Below are 26,216 nucleotides of genomic sequence, written 5' to 3' on the forward strand. Positions count from 1 at the left end.
TCCAAGATATCCTGCGGTGGTGCTGGAGCTGCCTATCATGGGCCCTCCGCCCTCCTCGCAACCAGCGACATCTGCGCGAGGGCTGGCAGGCTCAGCCAACTTGTGCCATGATTAAGGATAGAACAGCTAAGAGAGGATGTATCCGATGAACGAAGCATTGCTAAAGAAGCTGCGGGCGTCCAGTCCCGAAGCGGGCGACGAGACGAGCGGTAGCGCAGAGGCGGGCAGGAGAGCGGAGCTGCTGGAGCAATTCGGAGGGTCAGGCGTAGCCTTCGCCGCCCGCGAGGGCAAGCTGGCAGGGACGTGGCAGCTCGCCGTGCGCAAGCTGCTGGAGTGCATCAAGCCGACAGGCGGCGAATCGCCGATCCTGCAGGAGGGCGGCGTCTACTACGGCTGCTGGCTGGAGAGCACCGGCACGATCAACGCCGAGCTTCTCTCGCGCTTCCTGCCGGAGGTGTCCGAGGCGACGTACCTCTCCTTCGCGCGCCATCAGCGCGAGGACGGCATGCTCCCGTACAAGGTGACGGAGCATGGGCCGGCGTTCCGCCAGATCCAGCTCGTGACGCCGCTGGCCCGCTGCGTCTGGCGTCATTATGCGCTGCATGGGCGCAACAAGGCGTTCCTGCGGACGATGTACGATGCGATGTCGCGTTATGACCTCTGGCTGGCTACGTACCGCGACACACGCGGCAGCGGCTGCGTCGAGGCGTTCAGCACGTTCGATACCGGGCACGATCTGTCTCCGCGCTTCTGGCATGTCCCGGATACCCCGTATGATGGCGACCCGACGAAGTGTGATCCCGACTCGCCGATCCTGCCCTTCCTGGCGCCGGATCTGACGGCCAATGTGTATTGCCAGCGGCTCTATCTGGCCCGTATGGCCGAGGAGCTGGGCGAGAGCGCCGAGGAGTGGCGGACCAAAGCCGAGCAGTCGCTGGCCAGCCTGTATCGCAACTGCTATGACGAGACGGATCATTTCTTCTACGATCGCGACCGTCAGGACGAGCTGGTGCGCGTGCAGTCGGATGTGCTGCTGCGGGTGCTCGCGTGCGAGGTGGGCGACCGCGAATTTTTTGATGCGGCGCTGCGGCGTTACCTGCTGAACACGCGCAAGTTTTTTGCCAAGTATCCGTACACGTCGATCGCCATGGACGATCCGCGCTTCGATCCGAATGCCAGCTACAACAGCTGGGCAGGGCCGACCAACTTTCTCAGCCTGATCCGGACGGCGCATGCGTTCGAGACGCATCATCGCTATGTGGAGCTGACCTGGGTGCTGCAGCCGATCCTCTCGGCGCTTTCGCATGCCGAGCGATTCGCGCAGACGCTCAGTCCCTGGACCGGCAGCGAGGGCTACACCGAGACGTATTCGCCGTCGATCCTCTGCCTGCTCGATTACGTGGAGCGGCTGAGCGGCATCCTGCCGACAGCGGAGGATGAGCTCTGGTTCACCGGGCTGATCCCGGCCGATATGGACCATGGCGAGTGCGTCGCCGGCGAGACGGCCTATAGCCGCGTAGTGGACGGCGTGCGCTATGAGCTGATCAACACCAGGGAGGTCTGCGAGATCTATCGCGACGGCGAGCTGCATATGCGCTTCCCTTATGGCGTGCGTATCGTTACGGATCGCGCGGGGGCGCTAATCGGCTTAGTCGGCATGAGCGTGCGGACGATCGAGGGCGAGCTGGCGTATGCAGGACGGGAGATCGCCTTCGCCGCAGCGGGCAATGACGGACTGGCGTATCGCGACGGCGAGCTGCAGCTCGAGCGTCAGATCGGCATCGTCTATCCGACATACGGCTGACGGTGGCGTCGCATTGAGCCGAACCATAGCATACGACGATCGCGATACGGTGGTTGATTAATAGGAAAGCTGGGGAGATGCAGGATGGAGAGATTGAGCAATCGAGAGATTCAGATACGCGACCCGTTCGTAGTGCCGGACCTCGCGTCAGGCCGCTACTATATGTTCGGCAGCACGGATGCGAATATATGGGGACCGGGCACCGGCTTCGACGCCTACGTCGGCGACGATCTGGACACATGGGAAGGGCCGTACCCGGTATTCCGACCGGAGCCCGGCTTCTACGCCGAACGCAACTTCTGGGCGCCCGAGGTGTACGCATACGATGGCCGCTACTATATGTTCGCGACCTTCCGCAGGCGCGACAACGATCGGCTCGGTACGGCGGTGCTGGCGGCCGACGAGCTGCTCGGGCCGTATACGCCGCATAGCGACGGACCGGTGACGCCCGAGGGCTGGAGCTCGCTCGATGGCAGCTTGCATATCGATGAGCAAGGCGAGCCGTGGATGGTCTTCTGCCATGAGTGGCAGCAGGTGGCGGACGGCGAGATCTGCGCGATGCGGCTGACGGCCGATCTGAAGCAGGCGGCAGCGGAGCCGCAGCTGCTGTTCCGCGCCTCCGAGGCGCCGTGGACGACGCCCTTCCACTCGGAGCGCTACCCGGATCAGGACAACTACGTGACCGACGGGCCGTATCTGTTCCGCACGAGCGGCGGCACGCTGCATATGCTCTGGGCGGGCTTCATCGACAACCGTTATGCGCTTGGCCTCGCCACCTCCGAGTCCGGCCAGGTCATCGGTCCATGGCGGCAATCCGAGTCGCCGCTGTACAGCAACGACGGCGGACACGGCATGGTGTTCCGCACCTTCGCGGGCGAGCTGATGCTGACGATCCACACGCCCAACCGGACGCCGAACGAACGGCCCATCTTCCTGCGGCTGACAGAAGCGGCTGATGGGAGCATCGTTGTGGAGGAAGGGCAGGGTTAGACGGGATGACAGGAAGCAACGAGGTGAGAGAGGATAAGTATGATGCCGACGTTGACCCATCCCGCTGCCCCCTCTGCGGCGGGGACAATCGCTGCGCGATCCTGCAAGGGGCCGAGATCGACAGCTGCTGGTGCCGGGCGGCTGCCATCCCGCGCGGTCTGCTCGAGCGTGTGCCTGCCGAGCGCGCAGGTCAAGCCTGCATCTGTGCAGCATGCGTAGCAGCCTACCATCGAGAGACAGCGACCGGGAGATAGCGACGTTTGCGGATATGGGGACAGGGGCAGAGCCATAATTGACCTTGCTCTTGGGCATCTACAGATAGTACAGTCCATTGGCTTAACTGCAATAATACCTTTAAATGAGCCCCAAACCGCTCCGCAATTGGATTTAACTGCGAAAGTACAGTTGTTTTTGGGGAAAGCCCTTCAATCAGGCGATTCCAATGATATTAAGCGTACTTTTGCAGTTGTTTACCGGTTTGAGAGTAGTTTCGCCGTAAATAAAGGTACTTTTACATTTGTTCAGCTCACACTTTTGTCCTCAGAAGAAACCCTTCGCGCTCAGGGCAATCGACCGGCCAGGTAACCTTGCTTGCGCCAATACTTGGTCGCGAAGCGGTCCGCATCGAAGGGGAGCTGGCCGGACAGCAGCTCGGCGTTGGCCTGGAGCAGCCGCTTGCGGGCGATATGGAAGAGCCGGATCGCCTCCTCCAGGCGAGCGCCGCCCACATAGCTCAGCTCGATATCCTCGTCGTTGTCCTCGTCCTCCATGTAGCTGATGAAGACGATCTCCGAGCCATCCAGTTGACGCTGCGCCTCATAGTAAAAACATGCCAGCTCCATCTCTTCGTCAGGCCCTTCCACCTCGCGTCCCACCTTCAATAACGCGCCTTCCTCATCATCCGCCTGCCGGAAAGCATAGTACAAATCACCCATCCAGAAGCCGTTGCGATCATCGTCGTAATAGTCGTCATACGGGGCGATGAGCGGCATCGCCAGCAGCTCATGTATCGACTCTGCCTGGAGTTGGGTCGCGCTTGATTCGAATACAGCCATCGCCTCATGGAGCGTCCGCCAACCGTCGGCGTGCAGCTTGATCCACGGCCCTGGCTCGGACTCGTCGTATACATACCACCCGGAATCCTCGTCCTGCGTCAGATGCACTTGTATGTACACTTCCTCGCTCCCGTCCGTCGGCGTCTCGATCAATATCCCGCACTGCTCGTCCTGCTCGTAGTAGACACTGCGATAGCTCGGCGACGCCTCGGGTCGATCAGCGGTGATAAGGACGCGGAAGAACATATCGTCCCGCCAAATTTCATACCCATAGCTCTCCTCGTCGTAGGGCTCCGCAGGTATCCATGCAGGTTGCGTCAGGCGAGCCAACGCTGCGTAGCTGACTTCAGGCAGCACGCCGCGCTCCTGTTCGCCACCTGCCTCATGCATGCGCAGATAAACTTGCCACTCCGGGATGAACAGCGACTCCGCGCGTGAGAATAGTTCCTGATTCCGGTCAGGCGTCGCGTCGTCTGGATCACTCCGGCAGTCGGGACTAAGGATGCTCTGCCCGGCCAGCGGCTCGGAGCCCATCACGGCTTCGTCCCAATCGGTCACGCGCATCGCCGTGTCGAGACGGCCGCGCACGCGGACGCGGTAGCCTTCGGTCTCGGCCCACACCGGCGCGCTCGCATCGCCAGCGACGACCAGCTCGCCGTGATTATAGTCGCCCCAGAACAGCTCGGAGATCTCCAGATCGCCACCGACATAAATCTCCTGTCCGCCGACGACCATACGCCGGGCGCTGACATTGCCGGTGACGATCAGGCCGACGGCTCCGTCGGTATGGTCATTGTAGATTAGTCCGTCGACCACCAGATTGCCGTCCACCAGCAGCAGGAACAGCTCGCCCGAGGCAGCGCCCTCTGGCGGCGAAGGTGGCTCCAGCGCATCCAGGTCGAGGTTGTCCAGCTGCAGATCGCCACTGTGCACCAGTACGGGCATATCGTCGAACTCGCCGCCATGCCGATCACCGGCCTGGATGACCCAGCTGTCCTCGGGCAATTGAGACTTGATCTCGCGCAACAACCGATAGCTCTTCTGCATCTCGTTCATTCATCGCACCTCCGGGAATAATAGGTTGCTAGCACTAGGATACCATTTCCTGAACGGTGCGGGCCATCTTGCGGGAGTACCAAGTTTCCGGGATAGGGCAGCATTTACAGACATGTACAGCCGGTATCTCACAGCTGCTGCATCAACAGCGATAGCAAAAAAAGCCTTCGTCCCCCGAAATCCTGAGGGGAGCGAAGGCATTGTGACGTGTTGCTGAAAAAGTAGCAGGCAGACGCCTGCCAAAGCGCCGGACGCGGAAGCGCCCTGCGATGGCCCGGGATCGAGAGTCGTTCGCGGAAGCTCCCCGGATCGCTCGGGTCCACGAGTCGGTCGGGAAAGCGCCCTGCGATGGCCCGAGCCAAAGGCTCAGCAGAGGTGTGCCCTGCTGAGCCTCACCGGGTTAGCCGAAGGCCCGCACCTCGACTACCTCGGCATGCGCCCCGCCATTGGTGGCGAGGATGACCAGACGCAGCGCTTCGGCGTTGACTGGCGTATCCAACGTGTGGCGGCGCATCCGCTTGTGGTTGCCGCTCTCCTCTACGAGCGTCGTCCACTCGCCAGCGACTCGAGCCTCGATCCGATAATCGCGGACGAGCTCGGGGATTGCCTCGAATAGCGTACGGTGATGATGCAGATTGATCAGATCTTCGTTGACATCGTCATTGAAGACGAGCTGCACTGTACGCAGGCTGACCGGCGCGTCCCAGCTATACTGCAGCCAGGCCTCTGCGCCAGCTGCAAGCCGCTCCGAGCTCCACAGCTGCGGCCCGCCGTATGGGCGCAGATAACCGCCGCTGGTACGAGACGGCGCGTATGCGTCGGTCTCGGGATAGGAGCGGAGGCAGACGGCGCGTCGGCGCAGGCCGCTCATCGTCCACTGCCTCAGCGGCTGAGGCCGATGCTCATCCTCAGGGGCCAGTTTCGGCGGATCGCCCTTCAGGAACAACAGCATGCCTGTCTGCTGATCGGCGGTATGCACGCGCACATCCGGATTGGCGGAGACGATGAGGAAGGCGTTCTGCTCCTGCTCCGGCTCCCAGACCAGCGGCACCTCGATCCATTGCCGCTCTCCTGCGGCTACGCGGACCGTCGCCGAGACGATCTCGGCATGAGGCACGTAGTTCTCGGCGCGTCCCGTATCCCACAGGGCGACGGTCAGCTCCGTCTCGCGATCGACGTCGACGAGCAGCTCGATGCGCTCCAGCCGCGGAGCGACCGGCAGCAGGATGCCGAGATCGGCCTCGCCGAGCGCGTGCGTCGATCCATCCGGTTCGACGGCCAGCCGGGTGAGCGTGCTGGATGCGCTCGCTTGCGCCTGACGGATCAGATCGTCCGGGTCGTCGCTGCGCACGCCGATGATCGAGGCGTCCTGGCGCAGCATCGTCTGCTGCAGCTCGGTCAGCCGCTCGCGATGGATGTCGCGCGGCGAGACGCCGTGACGGACGGCCAGCGCCGCCCCAGTGCCGGCCGCTTCGCCGATGACGGCGCAGGTCGCCATCACTCGGGTCGTGCCGAACGCCACATGCGTAGCGCTGATGTCCCGTCCGGCGAACATCAGATTGCCGACATTGGCCGAGTAGAGCGAGCGATACGGGATATGGTAGATGCCGTCTGCGTACAGATGCTTGGAGCCGCGCTCCTTGGCATAGATGCCTTGCGGCGGATGGAGGTCGATCGACCAGCCGCCAAAGGCGATGCGGTCCTCGAACGGCTCCTGCGCCAGGATGTCATGCTGGTTCAGCACATAATCGCCGATGAAGCGGCGGTATTCGCGTTTGCCGGGCAGCGAGCCGATCCATTCCAGCGTCATATGGTCAGCGTCGAATTTCCCCGAGTTTTTGATATAATCCCAGATGCCGTAGATGATCGACCACAGCTCGTCGCGGATGCGCTCGTTGTCATGCACGGTATCATGCTCGCCGCCCCACTCGATCCACCAGTAGGCGCAGCCGTTGTCGCCGCTGTGGATGACCCGATTGATCGGGATATCCGTCTTGGTGATGTCGAGGGCAAAGGAAGGCGGCGTGTACTTCACCGGATGACCAGCGTCCTTGGTGTAGAACAGCAGCGTGCTGCCAAGCGTAATCTCGTCGGCGATCTCGGGAGCCCAGTCCTCGCCATACTCATGACGCGCTTCGCGACCCAGCCGGAAGTCTGCGCCTGCCAGGAAGCCGACCAGTCCATCGCCGGTACAGTCGAGATAGATCGCGCTTTCAAAACGAATCCGCCGCTCCGAGCCCATCATCCAGCCGGTGATCGAGCGGATCTTCCGGTCCGTCTGCGGCCCGTCGGCCTCCACTTCATGGACATCGGTATTCAGGAACAACTGGATATTCGCCTCCGCTCGCACCGCCTCCAGCACGACCAGATCCCAGATATACGGATTGCCGTCGATGTTGCGATATTGATTTTCGACGAACAGCTCCCCCATGATGCCTGTCTCCCGCGCATAGCGGTTGGCCCCGTGAGCGGTCGCCCCGCACACCCACACTCTCACCTCGCTGCTGGAGTTGCCGCCGAGCACCGGCCGGTTTTGCACCAGCGCTACCTTTTGTCCCAGTCGTGCCGCGGCGATCGCCGCACATACGCCGGCCAGACCCCCGCCGACGACCGTGACGTCGCAGGCTACTGTTTCGTTTCGCATCGCTTCATTCACCTCGTTAGTAATTTTGATATCCTTGCTTTCACTATAGAGGAGGTTAAGCATATTTAAAATGCAGATATTTTCAGAATGAGATATACTTTATTTCATAGCTATAAGAGGAGGAGACGCGCATGTCGGCTCGTTTCGTCAGCCATATGTATTGGCATCGCAAGGAGCGATTCCTGTTAGCGCGGGACCGCTATCCGGTATGGACGCTGTTCGCTGTGGAGGCTGGGCGATTCCGCTATGAGATCGAGGGGGAGCGAGGGATCGCAGGCCCAGGGATGCTCGTGCGCTGTCCGCCGCAGGCCTGGTTCGTACGCGAGACGCTGGAGCCGGTGTCGTTTCACTTCTTTCATTATGAAGAGGAAGCGTTGGTCGAGGAAGCACAGAGCGTAGAGGAGGCGGGGGGCGGTGAGGAGGAGCGAGGAAGCGGAGAGGCGGACCGATACGCCGATGCTCGCTTGGCATGCCGAATCGTAGATGGGGAGCGCCTCTTGACGACCTATCGATATATCCACCGCGTCTGCGATCAGGAGGAGCCCGTCCGTACGTCCAAGCTCGAGCATCTGCTGCGAGATCTGCTCTTCCTGGCTAGCGAGTCGGATGAGGCGCGGACAGTGGAGACGGCACAGTCATCAGAATTGGCGGACGAGTCGATGCGCGAGGCGAAGCGTTGGCTGGATGCACATGTCGTCGAGGGTGCTGGACTTGCCGCGCTGGCAGAGCAGCTCGGTCTGACGCCGGTGCAGCTGACGCGTCGCTTCCGGGCAGCATACGACGTCACGCCGCAGGCGTATGCGACAGAGCTGAAGATACGCGAAGCCGGCCGACTGCTCGCAGGCTCGCGGCTGACGTTGCACGAGATCGCGGCTCGCTGCGGTTATGAGAACGGCTACTACCTGAGTCGCGTGTTCCGCCAGCAGACAGGACTCAGTCCGACGCAATACCGGAGACGTTATCAGCTATAGGGGGCTTATGTTTGCCATGTGGCACAGGTCCGAGCTGGGAGCAGCGGGTTGGAGGGCCGGAGTGGACAGCAAGAGCCGACGTGGTGCCCAGGCACCTATTATTCTGGAGTGAGCTGGGAAACTTGCGAAGCGAGGAGGCTGGTACGATGCGATCTATACTTGCCGATCGATTGTTGAAGGAACGAGGCTTGTTGCTGCGCGATTTAGGCTTTCGTGGCGCTGCGGATGTGTTGTCGTTCGATGAAAAGGGGCATTTCGTTTTTTACCATTATACTCATGAGGAAAGGCTGGATGCGATATTCGCTACCGGTTCAGGTTTGCGCGCCTGGCGTCCGGTTGCTTGTCCGAATCCGCCGACCGAGCTTGCCGAAACTTTTTTAGTGGAGGGATTTTTGTCGCCGCTGCCGGAATGGCTGAGTCATGATCCGTATTTCCAGGATCTTGGGATGACGATGGTCCGTCGATACGTAGGAGCGATTCTGTTGCAGGTTGCGCTGCCACCAGACTTTCCTGGTCTCTATGTAGCGGACTTCGCACATATATTGGAATGCAAATATGCGGAGCAGCACGGAAGCGGTCCCCTCGGCCTGGGATACGATTGCAGCAACGGTCAGCACCCCACGCAAGGGTATGTCCATTCGTATATTCCACTCGCTTCCTACAGAGGCGGGCATGTGGCACCCGTTGTACAGGCTGTACGAAGGAAATCGGGGATCGCGATTCCCAACCAGTACCTGTCCATTTGCTCCAGGCAGCCGCTTGGGTAGCCCGTCTGATCGACGTCGTAGCGCCATGTTCAGCTAGCGGACGCGACCTAACTGCTGGATCGCCGGTGCAGTGGCAAGGAGGGCAGGTTGCTTAGGGACACAGGGGGAGGGGGCGAAGGATGCGTAGGATGCGGCGTCCCCAGCCAATCAGTGCTCAGTGCGAAAAATCGCACAAAATCGCCCGGCGGGTCGCTTCCGGCCCGGATCTGTGCGATAAATCGCACAAAATCGCCCGGCTGGTCGCTTTCGGCCCGGATCTGTGCGATAAATCGCACAAAATCGCTCGGCTGGTCGCTCCCGGCCCGGATCTGTGCGAAAAATCGCACAAAATCGCTCGGCTGGTCGCTTCCGGCCCGGATCTGTGCGAAAAATCGCACAAAATTGCCTCGCTCAGCGCATTCCCATTAACCTTGCCGGCCGTGCTCTCACCATGCGTCGTCCCGTCGGACGTGTCTCAGGTCTTTTACTCGTCCTGGGCGCTTTTCTCATCCGCAGCTGGCAAGGTCGGGTCTGTCACCTTTCCGTCATCCGCTACCGAGTCCGCCGCAGGATCAGTGGCCGCCTCCGCCTCCGTGTCCGAGGTTGAGTCCCCCGCCGCGGAGTCTGTTTCCGCTGTAGAGCCCGGCTCGTCTGCGCTGCGATCCGGCTTTGGCTTGCGGGTGGCGGGCTTGGGCGGCTTGGCCGCTTCTTCCTCGAAGTAAACCTGTAGCTCCGCAACCTTGCGGGGGTCCTGGAGCATCGGCTTGTCTTTGCCGAATTGCGCGACGAACAGCTCCCAGGTCGGGGTGGCGCGATGGGCGTGCATGGAGCGGATTGCGTTTTTGACGATGCGCCGTTCTTTGGCGTTGCTGAATACATCCTTGTATTGCTTGCGCTGCTCAAAGTCGAGCTCCGAGAACACACTGCGGAAAATCTCCGCAGTCATGCGGGCATCGTCCAGCGCACGGTGCGCCGAACCGGTGGCAGCGATTCCTTGCTCCTGCAACGCCGCTTCGACGCTGACGTCGTTGGTCAGCCCTTTGCATTTCAGATAGCCCTTCAACAGATCGTAGTAGTAGATCGACAGCCAATAGGCGTCGTCCATTTTGTGCATGCGCGTATCTAGCACGATTCGTTTCATATCCTCGCCGCCCCAGGTGACGAGCAGCGGGTCCTCGCTCTCCTGCAGCCAGTCCATGAAGGCGCGGATCACTTTGGGGAAACGGCTGGCCGTATCGATATCCGCTTGCGGAATGCCCGTTTTTTTCTTGATAAACGAGTTGAGCTTGGCGAAATACACCGGCTTGATGAGCGCGCTAAATTCGCCGGTCTGCTCCAGCGAGCTGTTAAGTCGGACCGCGCCGATCTCGATCACTTCCATCGGCAATTCGCTGGCGAATTTGCGGCCGTTGAATTCAATATCCAGTACAATATAATCCATCGATTTTGTAATCCTCCAGTAAGATGCCTGTCTCTTCTCTACATTTTAGCAGAAAACACGAGGCAAGGGGAAAAATCACGGCAAGTTCGCGAGACTCAGCATACCTGCGCGTCGTTAGGAGATTCTGGCCCGGCACTCTGACTCGGCAAGTTACCATCGATCATCCGCAGCAGGGCTTGCTCCGGCGGCAGCGGCTTCCCGTAATAGTAGCCTTGCGCATTGTAGCATTGCAGCTCCTTGAGCAGACTGACCTGCTCGGAGGTCTCGACCCCTTCGGCGACGATCCGCAGGCCGAGCTGCTTGGCCATGCCCACGATCAGCTCGGCGATGGCACGATTATCCGAGTCGCTCGTCAGCTTGCTGATGAAGGAGCGATCGATCTTCAGACAACTGATCGGCAGACTGCTCAGATAGCTGAGCGAGCTGTAGCCGGTGCCAAAGTCGTCCATCGACACATGGATGCCTGCCGCCTTCAGCCGGTTCAGCACCTCGATGACATGCTCTTCGTTGTGCATCATCGCGCTTTCCGTAATCTCAATCTCCAGTCCCTGTCGGTCGATCCCGGCCTGGCCTGCGCTCTCGATGATGTACTCGTACACATCCGGCTGCATCAGATGAACCTGGGAGATGTTGATGGCAATCGGGATATGGAGAGAGGCGCTATCCTGCCATTGCCTCGACTGCTGGCACACCTCGTCGATGACCCATCGCTCCAGCGGAACGATGAGGCCGAGCTTCTCGGCCAGCGGGATAAACTGCAGCGGCGAGATGAGTCCATGCGTCGGATGATGCCAGCGGACAAGCGCTTCGAGACCGATCGTGCTGCCGTCGCGGATATCGATCTTCGGTTGGTAAAATACGCGCAGCTCTCCCTTGTCGATCGCAGCGGCGAGATCCTGCTCCAGCATCAGCTCGCGCTGGCCGTTCTGGGAGCGCAGCTGGTCGTAAAACTGGTACTGCGCGCTGCCGTTTTCCTTGGCGGTATACATCGCGGCATCGGCGTGATGGAGCAGCGTGGAGGCGTCGACGCCTTCCTCCGGGCATCTGGCGATGCCTACCGATGCCGATAGTCTGACCAGATGCGGTCCCGCTTCGATGGGCGTCTGGAATTGTTCGACGATACGGTCGGCCAACTCGTGGATCTCCCGGTCCTCCTGCTTCCCCGACAGCAGCACCGTAAATTCATCGCCGCCCATCCGCGACAGCATCGCTTGCGGCGGCAGGCAGCTCCGCAGCTTGTCCGCTGCGATCCGCAGCACTTTGTCCCCCGTAATATGACCCAACAGATCGTTGACCCGCTTGAACTTGTCCAGATCAATAAAAAACAGCGTCAGCGGCGCAGGAGCTGCCCCAACCGGACGCATGAAGGTGTCTAGCGCCTCGTTGAAGGCGCGGCGATTCGGCAGGTCGGTAAGCTCGTCCCGGTAGGCAAGATTCCATACGGTGACGCCGTCGGTCTGGGCTTTGGAGACCGACAGGTCAGGCAACACATAGAGGACGGTCCCGACCAAGAGCAACAGTCCATAAGGCAGCAGATAGGCCTGATCGCTGCCCAGACGCTCCGCAGGCAGGAGCGAGATCGCGCATAGCAGCGGAATGGCGAAGAGAGCGGTCCCGGCAAGCGCGATGCCCGGCAGGATGACAGGCGTTCGTCGGCGCTCTTGTCGGTGTTGACGGATAAAGGCGAGCATCCGCAGCGTGGCAAAGCACAGGAGGAACACCAGCACGCAGGTAAGGAAAACAAGCTCCGGCTGCCAGCGCAACAGGTTGCGGAAGAGCAGCAGCAGATTGGCATAGTCGAACAGCAGGATGGTGATGGCAGCGATCAGACTCGCTCTTATGTATTGCAGCGTCCCGCCCCAAGGCAGGGAGATGAACCAGTAGCCCAAGTAGGAGGCGCCGTAGCAGCCGAGCAGGGTGAACAAGGCATGCCAGCCGTAGTGCGTCCATGCGATCGGCAGTCCGAGAGCGAGCGGTACAAGCATATGCGCAAGCGCAAAAGCCGTCGTACTGTGCAAGAGCGCCCGTTTGTTGAGCGCTGCAGCCATCCCCCCTTCGGAGAGCGGGGGCGTCGCCCATCCCCGATTAAACGATGCTACGCCCGCGATCCCTGCGGCCAAGGCTAAACCTAGCAACAACCAGTTCATATGTATTAGTTCATGGAGCGCATTCATGACAGGTCCATCCGCCTCTTTCTGTGACTTATGTCCTTCATTACACCGATTAATAGGACTTTAAACTTGAATTACATCGGACTGTAACGGGGAAAGAACATTAAATGGCCGAGAGTCTCAGTGCGCCCGAGAATCTGAATTTGATCGATGCCGACGATGGTGAACATGGCGGATTGGCCGTTGGCTACCCTCAGCGTGCTAACCAGCGTATCGTTACACAGGAACTGCAGACGGATGTCGCCCGTCTCCGAAGGCTGGCATGTGATAACCCCAGAGCCATAGACCAGCTCGTTGGAGGAGTAGACTGTGGTCGCTTGTTCGTCGCCGATGCGCCATTCGCATTCCAGGCAGTCTTGAGCAAAGGGGACGGGGTCCTGGCGGCATCCGCTGTTGTTATTGTTGTCTGGGACCATGCATGACTGCTCCTCTCATTGACAGATAACTGCCGCGATATCGATCGATACCATTCGTCTGTACGAAGGCGATTGCCATGTACCTAGCATCAGTCTATTACAGGAGAGGGCAATAGCGCAGGGCAAATGACCAAATTGCGGAAAATATGCAAATGTCCAGTGCTTCGACCCTGTTGCACCCATAGGTATAAAGCAGAGGTATCCGACGAAACGGAGGGAGCGGCGTGGGCAAATGCAAGCGAAAAGGCCGTATCGTGCAGGCCAATAAACAGGTCAATATCGTCCAGATGTCTTGCCCGGGCTGCAAGTCGTGCTGCCGCAAAACAATCGTCCGCCGTCGCAGCAGAGCGCCCAGACGCTGTATGCTCGCCTCGGGGCGAATCTTCCAGCGCTGCGGGGAGGCGGCTCGCATCTACTATGAAGCGCCGGACGCGCCAGCCTCCGCAATCGTACGCATCGACAACGACACCCGCTGCACTATGGTCGTACGAATTGAGCAGCAGCGGGGCAGAGAGCTCGGCGGCACTGTCGAGCAAGGCCAGCAGGTTTCGTTTGCAGCTCCCTCGCTCATACGCGTGAAGATCGAATGCCCCGGCAGCTCGGGAATCTGCAAGGGGTTCTATCGCATTCAGTTGCTGCGTTGAGGGCCAAACGATGAGTGGAGGAGGAGGAGGAGCGATGTGTTCACCAGTCAACGACACGGATGCGCGCGTACGTCTGGAGCATGTCCTGGAGCTGTGGTATGTCTGGCTGTCTTCGCATCCCGCTGTACTGTGCGGCGATCCGGAGCTGGCTCGGATAAACGAAGCGGCGCGGCAGTTACAGGAGACGGGGGACTTTATGGAGCGCAGTGCTCTCGCCAAGGCGCAATGGTTCCTGGAGAAGGGGGCGATCGGGATGCTAGAACGGATCAGGGAGGGCGCTTATGACCGATATGAATAGCAATCCCCGCTCATATCTTGATTGTATCGAAGCTGGTTGTCAGGCATGGCAACGGGGCGATGACGAATCGGGGAGGCAGTGGCTGCAACGCGCCTGCCTGCTCTGGCTGGAGTCGCTGCGTGCGTCGGAGCCGTCGGCAACGGACGGCGACGGCATGCTCGTATCGCCCGCAGCGCTGCGGACGATGGAGCAGATCCTGCTGCAGCTGCAGCGGGAGGATATGGCGGCGGCCATCGACAAGCTGGCGTATGAGCTGCTGCCCGAGCTGCGCGCGCAGATGGCAGCGCAGGACGACAGCGGGGCGGCACGGCGCGGGCAGGAGGCGCATGACACACAGGACGCGCAGGACGTCTGCAGCGGGACAGCGCCTTGTCTGGGCGTCGGCGAAGAGGAGGCGCAGCGGGGGAACGGGACGCGCGTCGCTAAGGGTGAGGGGCAGCGATGACGTCCATACTCGAGATGAATCTGGCAGCGATGCCGGATGCGCTGCGGGAGCGGGTGCCTGCCCGGCAGACGCCGAGGGTGACGGTCAGCCGCAGCGAGTCCGGTCTGCCGACGGCAGAGCTGGTCTCGCCGAACGGCGGCGAGCGGGTACGGCTCTGCAGCGCTGTCGACCCGTGGACGGAAGCCGAGAGCTGGGCGACGACAGTGCAGATCGGCGATGCCCGGATCGGCTTCCTGTACGGCTGCGGATTTGGGTATGCGGCGCTCGCCTATGCGCGCAGGATGCCCGCAGAGCATGAGCTGTTCGTCTTCGAGCGGGACCCGGACGTATTCCTGGCGATGTTGTCCGCGATCGATCTGCGCGCCTTACTGAGCGATCGGAGAATCCATTGGCTGGTAGGCGAGCCGACCGAGATGAAGCGTCAGCTCGCGGCCTTTATGAGCGGCGATTTTCTCGTTCGTTGCGCTATGATGTGCACTGTTTTTACGCCTTGGGCGCATCGCAACGACCGGGCAACGTATCTCGCCTTGCACGAATCGCTGCATCAACTGCTCGCCCTGATGCTGCGCAGCGGCGGCAATTCGGTCCACGACACGCTGGTCGGTCTGTACAACACGATTGCCAATACAGCGCCTATCGCTGCTGCGGCTTCGCTGACCTCGCTCAAGGACGCGTATAAAGGCTGCCCCGCCTTCGTCATCGGCAACGGACCTTCGCTCGATGCCAATATCGAGCAGCTGCGGGCGGCGCAGGGCAAGGCGCTGCTGCTGACGGCAGAGTCGGCGCTGCAGCCCTGTCTGCGCCGGGGGATCGTCCCGGATGCCGTCTGCGTCACGGAGCGTACGCCCAATGTGTACCACATTCATTTCCGCGAGCATGAGCTGCCGCCAGATCTGGCGATGGTCGGACTGACGCTGGTCGACCCGCGCGTGCCGCCGCTCTTCGGCGATCGCTGGTTACCGGTGTTCCGCAGCGTCGAGACGTCGACGCGATGGGTGCGGCAAGCGCTTGGCGAGCAGAGCGCGCTGAACGGCGGCAGCTCCTCGGCCCATCTCGCCTTCGAGCTGGCGCTCTGGACGGGCGCCGATCCGATCGTCTTCGTCGGTATGGATCTTGCCTTCGGCGCGGACAGGATGACCCACAGCCGGATGTCCGATTATGCGGAGGGGCCGCTCGTGGAGCAAGTGAAGCAACTGCAGGCAGAGGAGACGATTACTGCGGCTGGGATCGATGGCCGTCCGGTGGAGACGACACGCCTCTGGCAGGAGTTCCGGCTCTGGCTGGAGCATCAGATCGGCTTGTACCCCGGGCGGCAGTTTATCGATGCGACCGAGGGCGGCGCCCGCATCGAGGGGACGGCGCTGGCGACACTGGCGATCGTGGTGGAACGCGGGTGCGAGGCCGCCCCGGAGTGCCCTCGACTGGCGGCGTTGCTGGCCGAGCTCGCAGAGGCGGCGCCTCCCGCCTTGGACGCTCCCCGGCTGTCGCTGCTCCGCGAACTCTCGGCGATACGCGGGCAGCTCCAGGCATGGCGACGCCAAGCGGAGCAGGAGCGGCGCAGTTGCCGGGTGATCCAGGCGGCGTGCGAGCTGCATAGTCGACATGAGGAGCTCCTCCTACCGCCCTTCATGGGCGACCTGGTCCGTCAGATGGATCGCGCTTACCTTCCGTTCACGACGGATGAGCGGTTGTCCGTCTACCTCAGTCCGGTTATCTACGCCTATCAGAAGCAGACCATGGAGCTTGGCCCGATCGACTCGCTGGCCCGGCTGGATCGGCTCGCCCGGACGCAGGAGGCGATGTTCGACATGCTCCGACGGCTCTGCGAGTCGCTGCTGGAGCAGTTCGAGGCACTTGCGGAGATGCTGGATCAGCCGCCGCAGCATCGGTAGCTGGGCGAACCAGCCTGCATAAACGCACATATTGTGTATGACAGGCAGATACCCCAATTCTTTTATCTCCTCCTGACATAGATTGGAGAATAACCCACGAAGGAGGAGATTGTTGATATGAGTTGCAATACGAATTCGTCCTGCTGCCAAAAGCCGATTGTCAGCGTATGCTTGCCCGATCAGACCTTTCCGGTCACTTCCACCACAGGAAGCACGCTTTTTGGTCCCAACCCTTCGCCGATCGCAGCCTCGGGCGTGATCAGCAATAACTCGACCAGCGCTGCTGCCCTGGATGTTACTTTTTATCGGGGAGCCGCCGTCGTAGCTACGCTGTCGGGCATCGCTTCCGGGCAGAGCCGCGCATTTGCGGTGACCGGCTTTACGACGATCAGCGCCACGCCGACCATCTCCGCAGCCGTAGCCAATATATGCATGACCGAATTTTTCCGTCCGTCCATCTAATCTCGCGACTGTCTCTGCCTGCCTGCTGCAGGCAGAGGACAGTGTACTTAACGTCTCCCCCTACAGGCTCCGTCTAAGCGGGGCCCAGTCGTTAACTACGGAAGGAGCAGCAGGATGCCCCTCGATGATCAAGCCGCGTATGATGTCCCTGTCGTGCTGATGGCTGGCGGCCTCGGCAGCCGGTTGCTGCCGCTGACTGAGACCTGTCCGAAGCCGCTCCTGCCAATCGGAGGCAAGCCGATCCTCGAGATCCTGCTCGAGACGCTGGTGCGCCAGTCGTTCCGGGAGTTCTACATCGCGGTCAATTACAAGCGAGAGATGATTGAGGCTCACTGCGGCGACGGCAGCCGCTGGGGAGCCCGTGTCCATTATTTGCGCGAGAGTCGCCGTCTGGGGACGGCGGGGGCGCTGACGCTGCTGCCTCCAGACATCGCCGCACCGTTGCTGGTGATCAATGCCGACTTGCTCACTGATCTGGACTGCCGGGCGATGATCAGCCATCATTGCAGGCGGGGCAGCGCAGCGACGATGGGGGTGCGTGAGCATCGAGTGAGCATACCGTATGGCGTCGTGGAGACAGAGGGGGAGGACTATCTGGCGCTCGTCGAGAAGCCTGTGCAGCCGCTGCTTGTCAATGCTGGCATCTATGTGCTGGAGCCATGGACGGTTAGGCAACTGCCGAAGGACAGGGAGATCGGCATGCCGGAGCTTTTCGAGCGGCTGCAGCGGCAAGGACGACGACTGACGGTATTCCCCGTGACCGGTCAATGGCTCGACATCGGAACGCCAGAATGCTATGCAGCAGCGAATCGAGAGTTCGGGGAGGTATTCATGTGAATGCGCTTGTCATCGGATATGGTTCAATCGGTCGCCGCCACTGTCGGCTATTGTCGGAGCTGGGCTGCAGTGTCAGCGTGGTTAGCAGCCGTCCGCACCCCGGGTTGTCCGTGTATGCGACGATAGCAGAGGCGATGTATAGCGATTCCTGGGATTATGTCGTCGTGGCGAATCGGACGCACCAGCATTACGAGACGCTGAAGACGCTGCGAGAGCGGGGCTATACGGGCGATGTTCTCGTGGAGAAGCCGCTTTTCGAGCGTCTGCGCTCGCTGCCGGCAGAGACGCTGTCGCGGGTATACGCCGGGTATAACCTGCGCTTCCACCCGGTGATTCGCCGCTTGCGGGGGCTGCTGCAGGGACAGCGGGTAATGTCGACGCAGGTGTATGCTGGTCAATATTTGCCGGGCTGGCGATCGGAGGATTATCGCTACGTCTATTCGGCGAGGCGGGAGGAGGGCGGCGGCGTGCTGCTCGATCTGAGCCATGAGCTCGATTATCTGCTCTGGCTGTTCGGTCCGTGGCATCAGCTCGCTGCCGCCGGCGGACGATACAGCAGGCTCGACATCGACAGCGACGATACCTACGCCTTGTTGATCCGGATGGCGGCCTGTCCGATCGTCACGCTGCAGCTCAACTATGTCGACCGTCAACGTCAGCGTCAGATCATCGTCAATACAGACGAGCATACGTATACCGCCGATCTAATCGCGGGCACGCTGGCTATCGACGGAGAGGTCGAGCACCACCCGTCCGATCCGGATCATACGTATCGCGAGCAGCACTTGGCGCTGTTGCGCGGCGAACGAGGAGAGCTGTGCGGGACTGCGGAAGCTATCGACTGCCTGCATATGATCGAGCGCGCCGGTACGGCAGCCCGGAGCGGGAGGTGGGTCAGCAATGAGAAGGCTGTGTACGATCTGCGCGCGCGGCGGGTCCAAGGGGATTCCCCATAAAAACATCCGCCTGCTCTGCGGCAGGCCGCTGATCGCCTATACGATTCGTCAGGCGCTGGCTTCGGGGCTGTTCGCCGAGGTCGCCGTCAGCAGCGATTCGGAGGCGGTGCTGGAGGTAGCGGCGAGCTATGGCGCGCAGACGCTCATACGTCGGCCGCAAGCGTTGGCTACCGATGCGGCGCCCAAGCTGGCGGCGATTCGCCATGCCGTGGAGGCGGTCGAGGCGCGGCGAGACATTCGCTACGACATCGTCGTTGATCTGGATGCGACGGCGCCGCTGCGCCTCACCTCGGATATTCGGGAGGCTGTGCAGCTGCTGGAGCGCTCAGGTGCAGCCAATGTTATTACAGGCACGCCGTCGCGGCGCTCGCCTTATTTTAACATGGTCGAGCGCGCCTCCGAGGGCGGGATGAGGCTGGCGAAGCCTCCGGCTCAGCCGATTTATCGGCGTCAGGATGCGCCGATCACATATGACATGAATGCCTCGATCTACGTTTGGCGACGCGAGGCGGTGCTTGGCGATGCGCCATTGATGGGGCCGGGCACCGAGCTCTATGTCATGCCGCCGGAGCGCTCCTGGGACATCGACGACGAGACGGACTGGGCCTATGTGGCGTACCGGATGGGCAGCAGCGCCAGCGGCGCAGAGCCGGGATAGCGGGCGAGCGGACGCAAGCGGGAGCGGCTCCGGCGGTGGGCCAGCCGAACCTGTACGACAGAGAGGGAGAGAGGCAAGGGATGTGGCGACGATACGCTCCGGCAACTGCCCGGGTGCAAGGGGAGGTCCGCTGACTGCGACAAGAGCTTGCTGGACTCGAAAGGGGGATGCGCGTGAGTCATCGAGGGCGATTTGATCTGAGCGGGCGCACGGCTGTCGTCACCGGAGGGCTGGGCATCCTGGGACGGCCGCTCTGCGAAGCGCTGGCCGAGCATGGGGCGCAGGTGGCCTTGGTCGATCTCGACGGGCCTGCCGCAGTACGCCAGGCGGCCGAGCTGGCCGAGCAGGCGGGCGTGGCTTGTCAGGGCTATGGCTGCGATGTCTCCGATCCTGGCGCGGTGCAGGCGATGGTGGAGGCCTGCGAGCGGGATCTGGGCGGCATCGATATTTTGTTGAATCATGCAGCGAGCAAGTCGCGCGACGCCGACGCCTTCTTCGCGCCGTTCGAGGATTATTCCTTGCGACAATGGCGATCCGTGATGGCGGTCAATCTAGACGGCATGTTCCTGACGGCTCAGGCAGTAGGCCGGCAGATGCTGCGACAGGGGCGGGGCGGCTCAATGATCTTCACATCGTCGATCTATGGCTTGCTGGCGCCGGATCAGCGCATCTATGCCGGCTCTTCGTACGAAGGGCGGGCGATCAATACGCCGGCCGTCTACGCCGCCTCGAAGGCGGGCGTGTGCGGACTCGCCGCCTATCTGGCGGCCTACTGGGCGCCGCACGGGATACGGGTCAATACGCTCGTCCCCGGCGGCATGCAGAGCGGCCAGAACGACATCTTCCAGGCGAGCTACGGCGCCCGTGTGCCGATGGGGCGGATGGGACAGCCCGCCGAGCTGACCGGGGCGGTGCTGTTCCTGGCATCGGACGCCTCCAGCTACGTGACCGGCCATCAGCTCGTTGTCGATGGCGGGCTGCATGTCTGGTAGGCGGCAGCGATCGGAGTGGTTAGCCTCTGCGCTGTGGGAGAGGCGTCGCAGTGCAGCGACGCGGTGACATGCGGTGACAGCCTGAGCGCCTCCCGCGATCGCGTGTCTGCAGCTGTGCAGGCGGTGCTGAATGTGATGAGCGGGTGGGCGAGCTATATGGGCTCTGACGAGTCTTAGATGCCCCTGAGCGGGTTTGCATACACGCCGCTAGCGCGCCGGGTTGCCCTTGACGGTGCTGCGGGCTGAGACGGAGCGGGTGACGACGGCGCCTGCCCCGATTACGGCGTCCTCGCCGAGCGTCAGCTTGCCGAGGACCGGGTGCCCGGGCAGGATGATTGCCCCCGCCCCTACATAGACGCCGGACTTCAACCGCACATTGCCGCAGAGATTGGCGCCAGGACCAATTGTCGTATAATCTCCGATCTCGCAGTCATGGGATACGGTGCAGTTCGGATTGTAGATGCCGAAGCGGCCGATAGCGATCGATGAGGTGAAGCGGACGCCTGCCATGACGATCGTCCCCGACCGCTCTGGCAGCATTGCTCGGATGGCGGCGGGCAGCGTCGCAGCGGGATGAACCAGGCTGGTATAAGGCAGCTCGGGATAGGTCTGATGTAACTTGCGACGGATCTGCGGATCGCCGATGGCGATAGCGAAGCGGTAGCCTGCTGCCGCCAGTGCGCCTGCTTCATCCTCCGGTGCCGTGGGGAAGGCACGAGCGGGCGGACGCGAGCCTGAGGGGTGGAGGAGGACGACCTCGCTGCAGCCGAGCTCCATCCCCAGATGCGCGGTCTCATCGGCGAGACCGGAGGCGCCGAAAAGTGCGAGCTTCATTGAATGGGTTCATCCTTTCGGTAGGAGTGGTCCGACGCTCTGCCGAGCAACTCCCAATAGCGCTCGGGTGGCAATCCGCCAGCGGGTCGTTTGAACGTCAGATTGCGCTCGCTGAACTGCTCGCCGACCGCGATATCCGTCGCCGCGACGATGCTGCGGCGGACAAGCCCGCTCGTGCGCAGCTCCGCCTCGTCCGGCAGCTTGGCCGGGGAGCCGAGCGCCATCTCGATCTGGCGGATGTCTCGGACCATCCGGCCAAAGTCCTCCGGCTCCATCGACGCCTGATGATCAACTCCGGGCAACGACCGATCGAGCGTCAGATGCTTCTCGATGACGCAGGCGCCGCGCGCTACGGCTGCGATCGCGACGGCGCTGCCCTCGCTATGATCGGATAGTCCTGTCGGCAGCCGGAAGGCGGCGCGCAGCGTATCCATCGCGCGCAGGTTGCAGGAGGCTGGCGGCGCCGGGTACGCCGTCGTCGCATGCAGCACCGTGACATACCGCTGCAGGGCAGCTTGCCCCGCCGCAGAGACATATGCCTGCCGGAAGGCTGCGAGCGAGGGGGGAGCCGCCAGCGGATCGGAGGGCTCCACTGCGAGGCCGTAGGCAAGGACAGAGAGCGCCTGCTCAACCTCGGCGAGCGTGGCCATGCCGGTCGAGAGCAGGAGCTGGCGACGACAACGGCCTACCTCGAGCAGGAACGGCAGATTGGTCAGCTCGCCAGAGCCGAGCTTGATGGAGGAAGCCCTCAGATCGTGGACGAGGAGGCGCAGGGCGTCGCGGTCAAAGGGCGTCGCCAGCAGCTCGATCTGCTGCGCCTCGCAATAGACGCCGAGCTCTCGCACCTCTGCCTCCGAGAGCTCGAGCTGCCGCAGCAGCTCGTATTGCGAGCGTGCGCCAGCGCCAGCAGCTTGCTGCTGGTAGTCGGCGAGCGGTGTATCAGGCGCAGCGAGCTGCGCCGCGCGGAACAGCTGGAGCTTGACGGCGTCTGCGCCGCAGCGGCGAGCCGCATCGATGAGCTGGCGCGCCATTGCGGCCGAGCCGTTATGGTTGACGCCGATCTCGGCGATGATCCGGACCGGAGCGGATGGCGTATGCGCGATCATGGGCGTTGCACCTCATAGAAGGATTTTGACCCCGCAGGCTCTGCGGGCAGGCGAGCGAGCAGTGCGGCAGCGATGCGTTTGCTGCTGCGCCCGTCTCCGTACGGATTGACGATCGACGAGCGCTCCATTCGCAAGGCGCGATGGATCGCGCTTTGGATAGCTGTAGGCTCGGCCTCGCTATGGATGACCGAATCGCCCCGGAAGCGTCCGCGCTGCCTGGCTCCGATATCGACCGTAGGCGTGCGCAGGCTGGGCACCTCCAAGAGGCCACTCGACGAATTGCCGACGACGGCGTCGACGGCTTGGGCCAAGCTGAGGTAGAGCCGGGTCCCCAGCGTCACGAAGCTCCGGGCATGGGGGCGGCGCTGCACGAAGTCCCGGATCGCCGCATCGGCCTCCCGGCCTTGGGCGTCGGCGTTTGCACCGGTAAAGTACAGGCCGACTGCCTCGTCCAGGCCATCCAGCGCGGTTAGCAGCGCCGACAGCTCGGCGAGCGCGCCCTCCTCCGACAGCGTCGCCGGATGGTACGTGACGAGCAGGCTGACCGGCTGCAGCACGCAGCCGAGACACGCCTCCAGTTCCTGTCGCCCGAGCAGTCGACAGTCGCGTACGGCGTCGATGCCGGGATGACCGACGAGCTGCACCGTCTCCGGCGCTTCGCCGAGCTGGAGCAGACGCCGCCTCGCCTGCTCGTGCGAGACGAAGTGGAGCTGGGCGAGCTTGCTGATGCTATGGCGGTACCCGTCGTCGAGCGCGCCGCCGCTAATGTCGCCGCCGGCGATGTGGGCGATCCGGATACGGGCGTTGTATGCTGCGAGCGCGGCCGCGAGCGTCTCATAGCGGTCGCCGAGCACGACGACCCAGTCGGGGGTCAGGCGAGCGAAGGCGTCAGCGAAGCCAGCGATGCCGAGCGCCATTGATTTGCTGGTGCCTACCGCAGTGTCGCTTGCCAGTAGAGTTTCGATCCGAGCGGCGATAGGGAAGCCGTCAGCCTCGATCTCGCGCCAAGTGCTGCCGTATTCCGTCGCCCAATGCATACCGGTCACCGCCAGTTGCAGATCAATTGATGCTTCGCATTGCAGCAGGTGCAGCAGACCTCGGAGCAGACCATAGTCGGCCCGGCTGCCAGTGACGACACAGATCGCCGGTTTATGCATCGTCTGCGCCTCCTTCCAGTCGGGGGCTGCTGGGCAGGCAGACCGTGCGTGCACAGAGCGATAGCGTGCCATGCAGCTCCATACGCGGACAATCGCTGTACATGGGGAGACGGTGCAAGGGCGTCCATAGCGGTCGGCTCTGGACGCCCTGTCGGTGCAGCATCGCGAGCAGTGGCTCTAGCAGCAGCTCGCAGCCTGGCTCCAGGAGCAGGGCATTGAGCCAATAATTGCTGCGGGTGCGCCGAGGCTCGGTGAGCACCGATACGCCGTCCAGTCCGGCCAGCGCTTGCTGATAACGTTGGGCGAGCCGGCGCTTGCGGCGGAGCAGCTCGGGCAGTCGCTCCAGCTGTGCCAGCGACAGTGCGGCATTGATCCCTGGCATGCGGTAATTGTAGGCGATGCTCGTGTGCTCATAACGCCACGGATGGGGGACCTTGGCCGTAGCGGCGAGCATCCGCGCGGTGGACGCCAGCTCGCCATTGTCGGTCAGCAGCGCGCCGCCTCCGCCGGCCGTGATGATCTTGTTGCCGTTGAAGCTAAACGCAGCAGCGCTGCCCCATGCGCCGCAAGGTACACCGTCTCGCATACTGCCGAGCGCTGCCGCAGCATCCTCGATCAGCGTAAGTCGATAACGGCGACAGATGGCGGTTAGCGCAGGCAGATCGGCTGGATGCCCGAGCGCATCGACAGCGATGAGCGCTCGGATCGTCCGTCCGGTCCGGCGGTTGCGGCACACTCGCCCGATCTGCTCGCTCTCGCGCTGCAGATGCGCCTCGAGCCGCTCGGGCGAGAGACCGAGATCGGGCAGGCTGCTGTCCGCAAAATGAGGGACGGCTCCGCAATAGGAGACGGCATTGGCCGTCGCGACGAAGGTGAGGGCGGGCACGATCACCTCATCGCCGGCCTGGACGCCTGCGGCGAGCAGCGCCAGATGAAGGGCGGCGGTGCCGCTCGATACGGCGACAGCATGAGCGACACCGGCGGTGCGGGCGAGCGCGATCTCCAGGCGTGTCGTCTCTTCGCTGGCGGTGGATACATAGCCGGAGGCCAGGCAGGCGGACAACCGCTCCTGCTCGTGCTCGCCGAACTCCGGCTCATGCAGCGCGAGCGGACGTTCCCGGTCGCCGAGCGTCTGCTCGATCCGGGAGACGATCGTCTCCAGCAGCGCGTTGCTCATAGATGGTAGCTGCGGCTGGCATAGCTCTGCAGTATGCCGCTGCTGCGCAGCCACGCGGCAGTCTCGAGCAGCCCGCGGCGCAGCCCGTCGCGACCGCCATAGTCGGGCGTCCAGCGGAGCAGCCGCTGCGCCTTGGAATTGTCGGCGCACAGTCGCGTCACCTCGCTGCTCTCAGGGCGCAGCCGCCGATCCTCTGTGTCGATCGAGACAGCGACGCCAAGCGCGTCGGCTGCCAGCTCGGCCGCCTCGCCGATCGAGATCTCGAAGCCGCTGCCGAGGTTGATCGTCTCGCCGAGTGCATCCGGCGCGTCGGCAGCCGCCAGGAAGCCGCTCACCGTATCTTGTACATAAGTGAAGTCTCGCGTCGGGTGGAGCGCTCCGAGCCGCAGCACCGAGGAGCCGCTGCCGAGCTGGCTGAGGATCGTCGGCAGGACCGCACGCAGCGATTGTCTGGGGCCGTAAGTGTTGAAAGGGCGGAGCGTGACGACAGGCGTACGGAACGAATGATAAAAGGCGTTCGCGAGCTGATCGGCGCCGATCTTGGTGGCTGCATAAGGAGACTGACCCTGCAGCGGATGCGACTCGGACATCGGGACATAGCGGGCGCTGCCGTACACCTCGCTGGTTGAGGTATGAATCATCCGTTCCAGTTCCAATTCCTGTACGGCCTGGAGCACATGGAGCGTGCCTTTGACATTGGTATCTACATAAGATTCGGGCGCCTGATAGGAGTAAGGGATGCCGATCAGCGCCGCCAGATGGAAGACGAGTTGTTGACCCGCGAGCGCGCGGCGGACCGCAGCAGCATCGCGGATATCGCCGGCGATGATGCGGATCTGTCGCCTCGTCTCCTCCGGTAAGGTGTCGAGCCAGCCGGCCGCTCCGGTCGGTTGGTACATGACGAATGCCGTTACCTCGGCTCCTGCCCGGACCAGCCGCTCTGTCAGGTGGGAGCCGATAAAGCCGCATGCTCCCGTGACGACTGCTCTTTTGCCTGTCAGCCTCATACTGTCACCGCCTTCACCGTTTATACACTGTATTGCACGAACCTGCGGATTATGCGATAAGCCCTTGGCATGCGCGGTCCGCATATGCGGAATGCGAGCGGGAACAGGGACATGCGCAGTGACCGATTCGGGGATGTCCACATGTAATGGAAGATACAGGGAATATGCAGTTATGCAACAAACGGGAGGGGATCGCAATGGGGGTCGTGTGCGGCAATCAGCAATGCATACTGAAAGGGGCTTGTTGCTGCGGCGGTCAACAAGTCTACTATGAACCAAGGCGGGGCCCTGCCGGTCCCCCTGGCCCGCCCGGGCCGCCAGGACCGGTAGGACCCGAAGGCCCTCAGGGGCCGCGCGGGTCGACGGGAGCCACCGGGGCAACAGGGGTCACCGGAGTGACAGGTCCGACCGGAGCGACAGGGGCAACAGGGGCCACCGGAGTGACAGGAGCGACCGG

24 protein-coding genes are annotated in these 26,216 nt (G+C 62.4%); 14 read left to right on the top strand and 10 right to left on the bottom strand.

Annotated features, from left to right (window positions below; translation table 11 throughout):
- The first annotated feature begins 145 nt into the window (after nucleotides 1-145).
- The 3 genes from PA598K_RS17090 to PA598K_RS17100 all read left to right on the top strand — a co-directional run bounded on the left by PA598K_RS17090 (nucleotide 146) and on the right by PA598K_RS17100 (nucleotide 3,048).
- The gene (locus PA598K_RS17090; RefSeq protein WP_128658127.1) at nucleotides 146-1,804 is read left to right on the top strand and encodes an MGH1-like glycoside hydrolase domain-containing protein; all 1,659 of its coding nucleotides are present in this window, start codon (nucleotides 146-148) and stop codon (nucleotides 1,802-1,804) included.
- Between the two features lie 84 nt (nucleotides 1,805-1,888).
- Complete coding sequence (locus PA598K_RS17095) at nucleotides 1,889-2,794, top strand: glycoside hydrolase family 43 protein (protein ID WP_185602041.1); 906 nt, start codon at nucleotides 1,889-1,891, stop codon at nucleotides 2,792-2,794.
- A 23-nt stretch (nucleotides 2,795-2,817) separates the two neighbouring features.
- Nucleotides 2,818-3,048 carry a cysteine-rich CWC family protein gene (locus tag PA598K_RS17100; protein WP_260405457.1) on the top strand — a complete coding sequence of 77 codons (231 nt, stop codon included), beginning with the start codon at nucleotides 2,818-2,820 and terminating at the stop codon, nucleotides 3,046-3,048.
- Between the two features lie 306 nt (nucleotides 3,049-3,354).
- Here the strand turns inward: PA598K_RS17100 and PA598K_RS17105 are convergent, their stop codons facing one another.
- Entirely contained in the window at nucleotides 3,355-4,905 is a 1,551-nt protein-coding gene (locus PA598K_RS17105; RefSeq protein WP_128658129.1) for a hypothetical protein, read from the bottom strand.
- 400 nt (nucleotides 4,906-5,305) lie between these two features.
- The gene (locus PA598K_RS17110; RefSeq protein ID WP_128658130.1) at nucleotides 5,306-7,549 is read right to left on the bottom strand and encodes an FAD-dependent oxidoreductase; all 2,244 of its coding nucleotides are present in this window, start codon (nucleotides 7,547-7,549) and stop codon (nucleotides 5,306-5,308) included.
- A 131-nt stretch (nucleotides 7,550-7,680) separates the two neighbouring features.
- Here PA598K_RS17110 and PA598K_RS17115 point away from each other — a divergent pair, with 131 nt between their 5' ends.
- Complete coding sequence (locus PA598K_RS17115) at nucleotides 7,681-8,520, top strand: helix-turn-helix domain-containing protein (protein ID WP_128658131.1); 840 nt, start codon at nucleotides 7,681-7,683, stop codon at nucleotides 8,518-8,520.
- A gap of 146 nt (nucleotides 8,521-8,666) precedes the next feature.
- A complete protein-coding gene (locus PA598K_RS17120; RefSeq protein WP_260405458.1) occupies nucleotides 8,667-9,287 on the top strand; it encodes a hypothetical protein in 621 nt (206 codons plus the stop codon).
- A 463-nt stretch (nucleotides 9,288-9,750) separates the two neighbouring features.
- On the opposite strand, the gene PA598K_RS17125 is transcribed toward PA598K_RS17120, so the two are convergent.
- The 3 genes from PA598K_RS17125 to PA598K_RS17135 all read right to left on the bottom strand — a co-directional run bounded on the left by PA598K_RS17125 (nucleotide 9,751) and on the right by PA598K_RS17135 (nucleotide 13,294).
- Entirely contained in the window at nucleotides 9,751-10,707 is a 957-nt protein-coding gene (locus PA598K_RS17125) for a 3'-5' exonuclease (protein ID WP_128658132.1), read from the bottom strand.
- 95 nt (nucleotides 10,708-10,802) lie between these two features.
- Nucleotides 10,803-12,881, bottom strand: coding sequence for a putative bifunctional diguanylate cyclase/phosphodiesterase (locus PA598K_RS17130; RefSeq protein ID WP_260405459.1), 2,079 nt, complete (start codon nucleotides 12,879-12,881; stop codon nucleotides 10,803-10,805).
- Nucleotides 12,882-12,952: 71 nt separating this feature from the next.
- The gene (locus tag PA598K_RS17135) at nucleotides 12,953-13,294 is read right to left on the bottom strand and encodes an S-Ena type endospore appendage (RefSeq protein WP_128658133.1); all 342 of its coding nucleotides are present in this window, start codon (nucleotides 13,292-13,294) and stop codon (nucleotides 12,953-12,955) included.
- A gap of 224 nt (nucleotides 13,295-13,518) precedes the next feature.
- Between PA598K_RS17135 and PA598K_RS17140 the strand changes: the two genes are divergently transcribed.
- The 9 genes from PA598K_RS17140 (at nucleotide 13,519) to PA598K_RS17180 (ending at nucleotide 20,478) form a co-directional block, all read left to right on the top strand.
- Nucleotides 13,519-13,938, top strand: coding sequence for an S-Ena type endospore appendage (locus PA598K_RS17140; RefSeq protein ID WP_128658134.1), 420 nt, complete (start codon nucleotides 13,519-13,521; stop codon nucleotides 13,936-13,938).
- A 34-nt stretch (nucleotides 13,939-13,972) separates the two neighbouring features.
- Nucleotides 13,973-14,236: a hypothetical protein gene (locus PA598K_RS17145; protein WP_128658135.1), complete on the top strand. Its 264-nt coding sequence runs from the start codon at nucleotides 13,973-13,975 to the stop codon at nucleotides 14,234-14,236.
- Complete coding sequence (locus PA598K_RS17150) at nucleotides 14,220-14,681, top strand: hypothetical protein (protein WP_128658136.1); 462 nt, start codon at nucleotides 14,220-14,222, stop codon at nucleotides 14,679-14,681. The genes PA598K_RS17145 and PA598K_RS17150 overlap by 17 nt, the downstream gene beginning before the upstream one ends.
- Nucleotides 14,678-16,573, top strand: a complete 1,896-nt coding sequence (locus tag PA598K_RS17155) for a motility associated factor glycosyltransferase family protein (RefSeq protein WP_128658137.1) — start codon at nucleotides 14,678-14,680, stop codon at nucleotides 16,571-16,573. Before PA598K_RS17150 ends, PA598K_RS17155 begins: the two co-directional genes overlap by 4 nt.
- Nucleotides 16,574-16,690: 117 nt before the next feature.
- On the top strand, nucleotides 16,691-17,035 hold the full coding sequence (locus PA598K_RS17160) for an S-Ena type endospore appendage (protein WP_128658138.1): 345 nt from the start codon (nucleotides 16,691-16,693) through the stop codon (nucleotides 17,033-17,035).
- Nucleotides 17,036-17,149: 114 nt separating this feature from the next.
- Entirely contained in the window at nucleotides 17,150-17,872 is a 723-nt protein-coding gene (locus tag PA598K_RS17165; RefSeq protein ID WP_128658139.1) for a nucleotidyltransferase family protein, read from the top strand.
- The gene (locus PA598K_RS17170) at nucleotides 17,869-18,828 is read left to right on the top strand and encodes a Gfo/Idh/MocA family protein (RefSeq protein ID WP_185602042.1); all 960 of its coding nucleotides are present in this window, start codon (nucleotides 17,869-17,871) and stop codon (nucleotides 18,826-18,828) included. The genes PA598K_RS17165 and PA598K_RS17170 overlap by 4 nt, the downstream gene beginning before the upstream one ends.
- Nucleotides 18,773-19,486 carry an acylneuraminate cytidylyltransferase family protein gene (locus PA598K_RS17175; protein WP_128658141.1) on the top strand — a complete coding sequence of 238 codons (714 nt, stop codon included), beginning with the start codon at nucleotides 18,773-18,775 and terminating at the stop codon, nucleotides 19,484-19,486. Before PA598K_RS17170 ends, PA598K_RS17175 begins: the two co-directional genes overlap by 56 nt.
- A 167-nt stretch (nucleotides 19,487-19,653) precedes the next feature.
- Complete coding sequence (locus PA598K_RS17180; protein WP_128658142.1) at nucleotides 19,654-20,478, top strand: SDR family oxidoreductase; 825 nt, start codon at nucleotides 19,654-19,656, stop codon at nucleotides 20,476-20,478.
- Between the two features lie 207 nt (nucleotides 20,479-20,685).
- Here the strand turns inward: PA598K_RS17180 and PA598K_RS17185 are convergent, their stop codons facing one another.
- Genes PA598K_RS17185 through PA598K_RS17205 form a run of 5 tightly spaced genes read right to left on the bottom strand, consistent with a single transcriptional unit; the run spans nucleotide 20,686 to nucleotide 25,759 of the window.
- A complete protein-coding gene (locus PA598K_RS17185) occupies nucleotides 20,686-21,312 on the bottom strand; it encodes a hypothetical protein (RefSeq protein WP_128658143.1) in 627 nt (208 codons plus the stop codon).
- Nucleotides 21,309-22,418 carry an N-acetylneuraminate synthase gene (gene neuB, locus PA598K_RS17190; RefSeq protein WP_128658144.1) on the bottom strand — a complete coding sequence of 370 codons (1,110 nt, stop codon included), beginning with the start codon at nucleotides 22,416-22,418 and terminating at the stop codon, nucleotides 21,309-21,311. Before neuB ends, PA598K_RS17185 begins: the two co-directional genes overlap by 4 nt.
- Nucleotides 22,415-23,575 carry a UDP-N-acetylglucosamine 2-epimerase gene (gene neuC / locus PA598K_RS17195; protein ID WP_128658145.1) on the bottom strand — a complete coding sequence of 387 codons (1,161 nt, stop codon included), beginning with the start codon at nucleotides 23,573-23,575 and terminating at the stop codon, nucleotides 22,415-22,417. Before neuC ends, neuB begins: the two co-directional genes overlap by 4 nt.
- Complete coding sequence (locus PA598K_RS17200) at nucleotides 23,568-24,752, bottom strand: LegC family aminotransferase (RefSeq protein WP_128658146.1); 1,185 nt, start codon at nucleotides 24,750-24,752, stop codon at nucleotides 23,568-23,570. Before PA598K_RS17200 ends, neuC begins: the two co-directional genes overlap by 8 nt.
- On the bottom strand, nucleotides 24,749-25,759 hold the full coding sequence (locus tag PA598K_RS17205) for an SDR family NAD(P)-dependent oxidoreductase (protein WP_128658147.1): 1,011 nt from the start codon (nucleotides 25,757-25,759) through the stop codon (nucleotides 24,749-24,751). Before PA598K_RS17205 ends, PA598K_RS17200 begins: the two co-directional genes overlap by 4 nt.
- Between the last annotated feature and the right edge of the window lie 457 nt (nucleotides 25,760-26,216).

Origin of the sequence: Paenibacillus sp. 598K, from assembly GCF_003851045.1 — a bacterium.
GTDB lineage: Bacteria > Bacillota > Bacilli > Paenibacillales > Paenibacillaceae > Paenibacillus_D.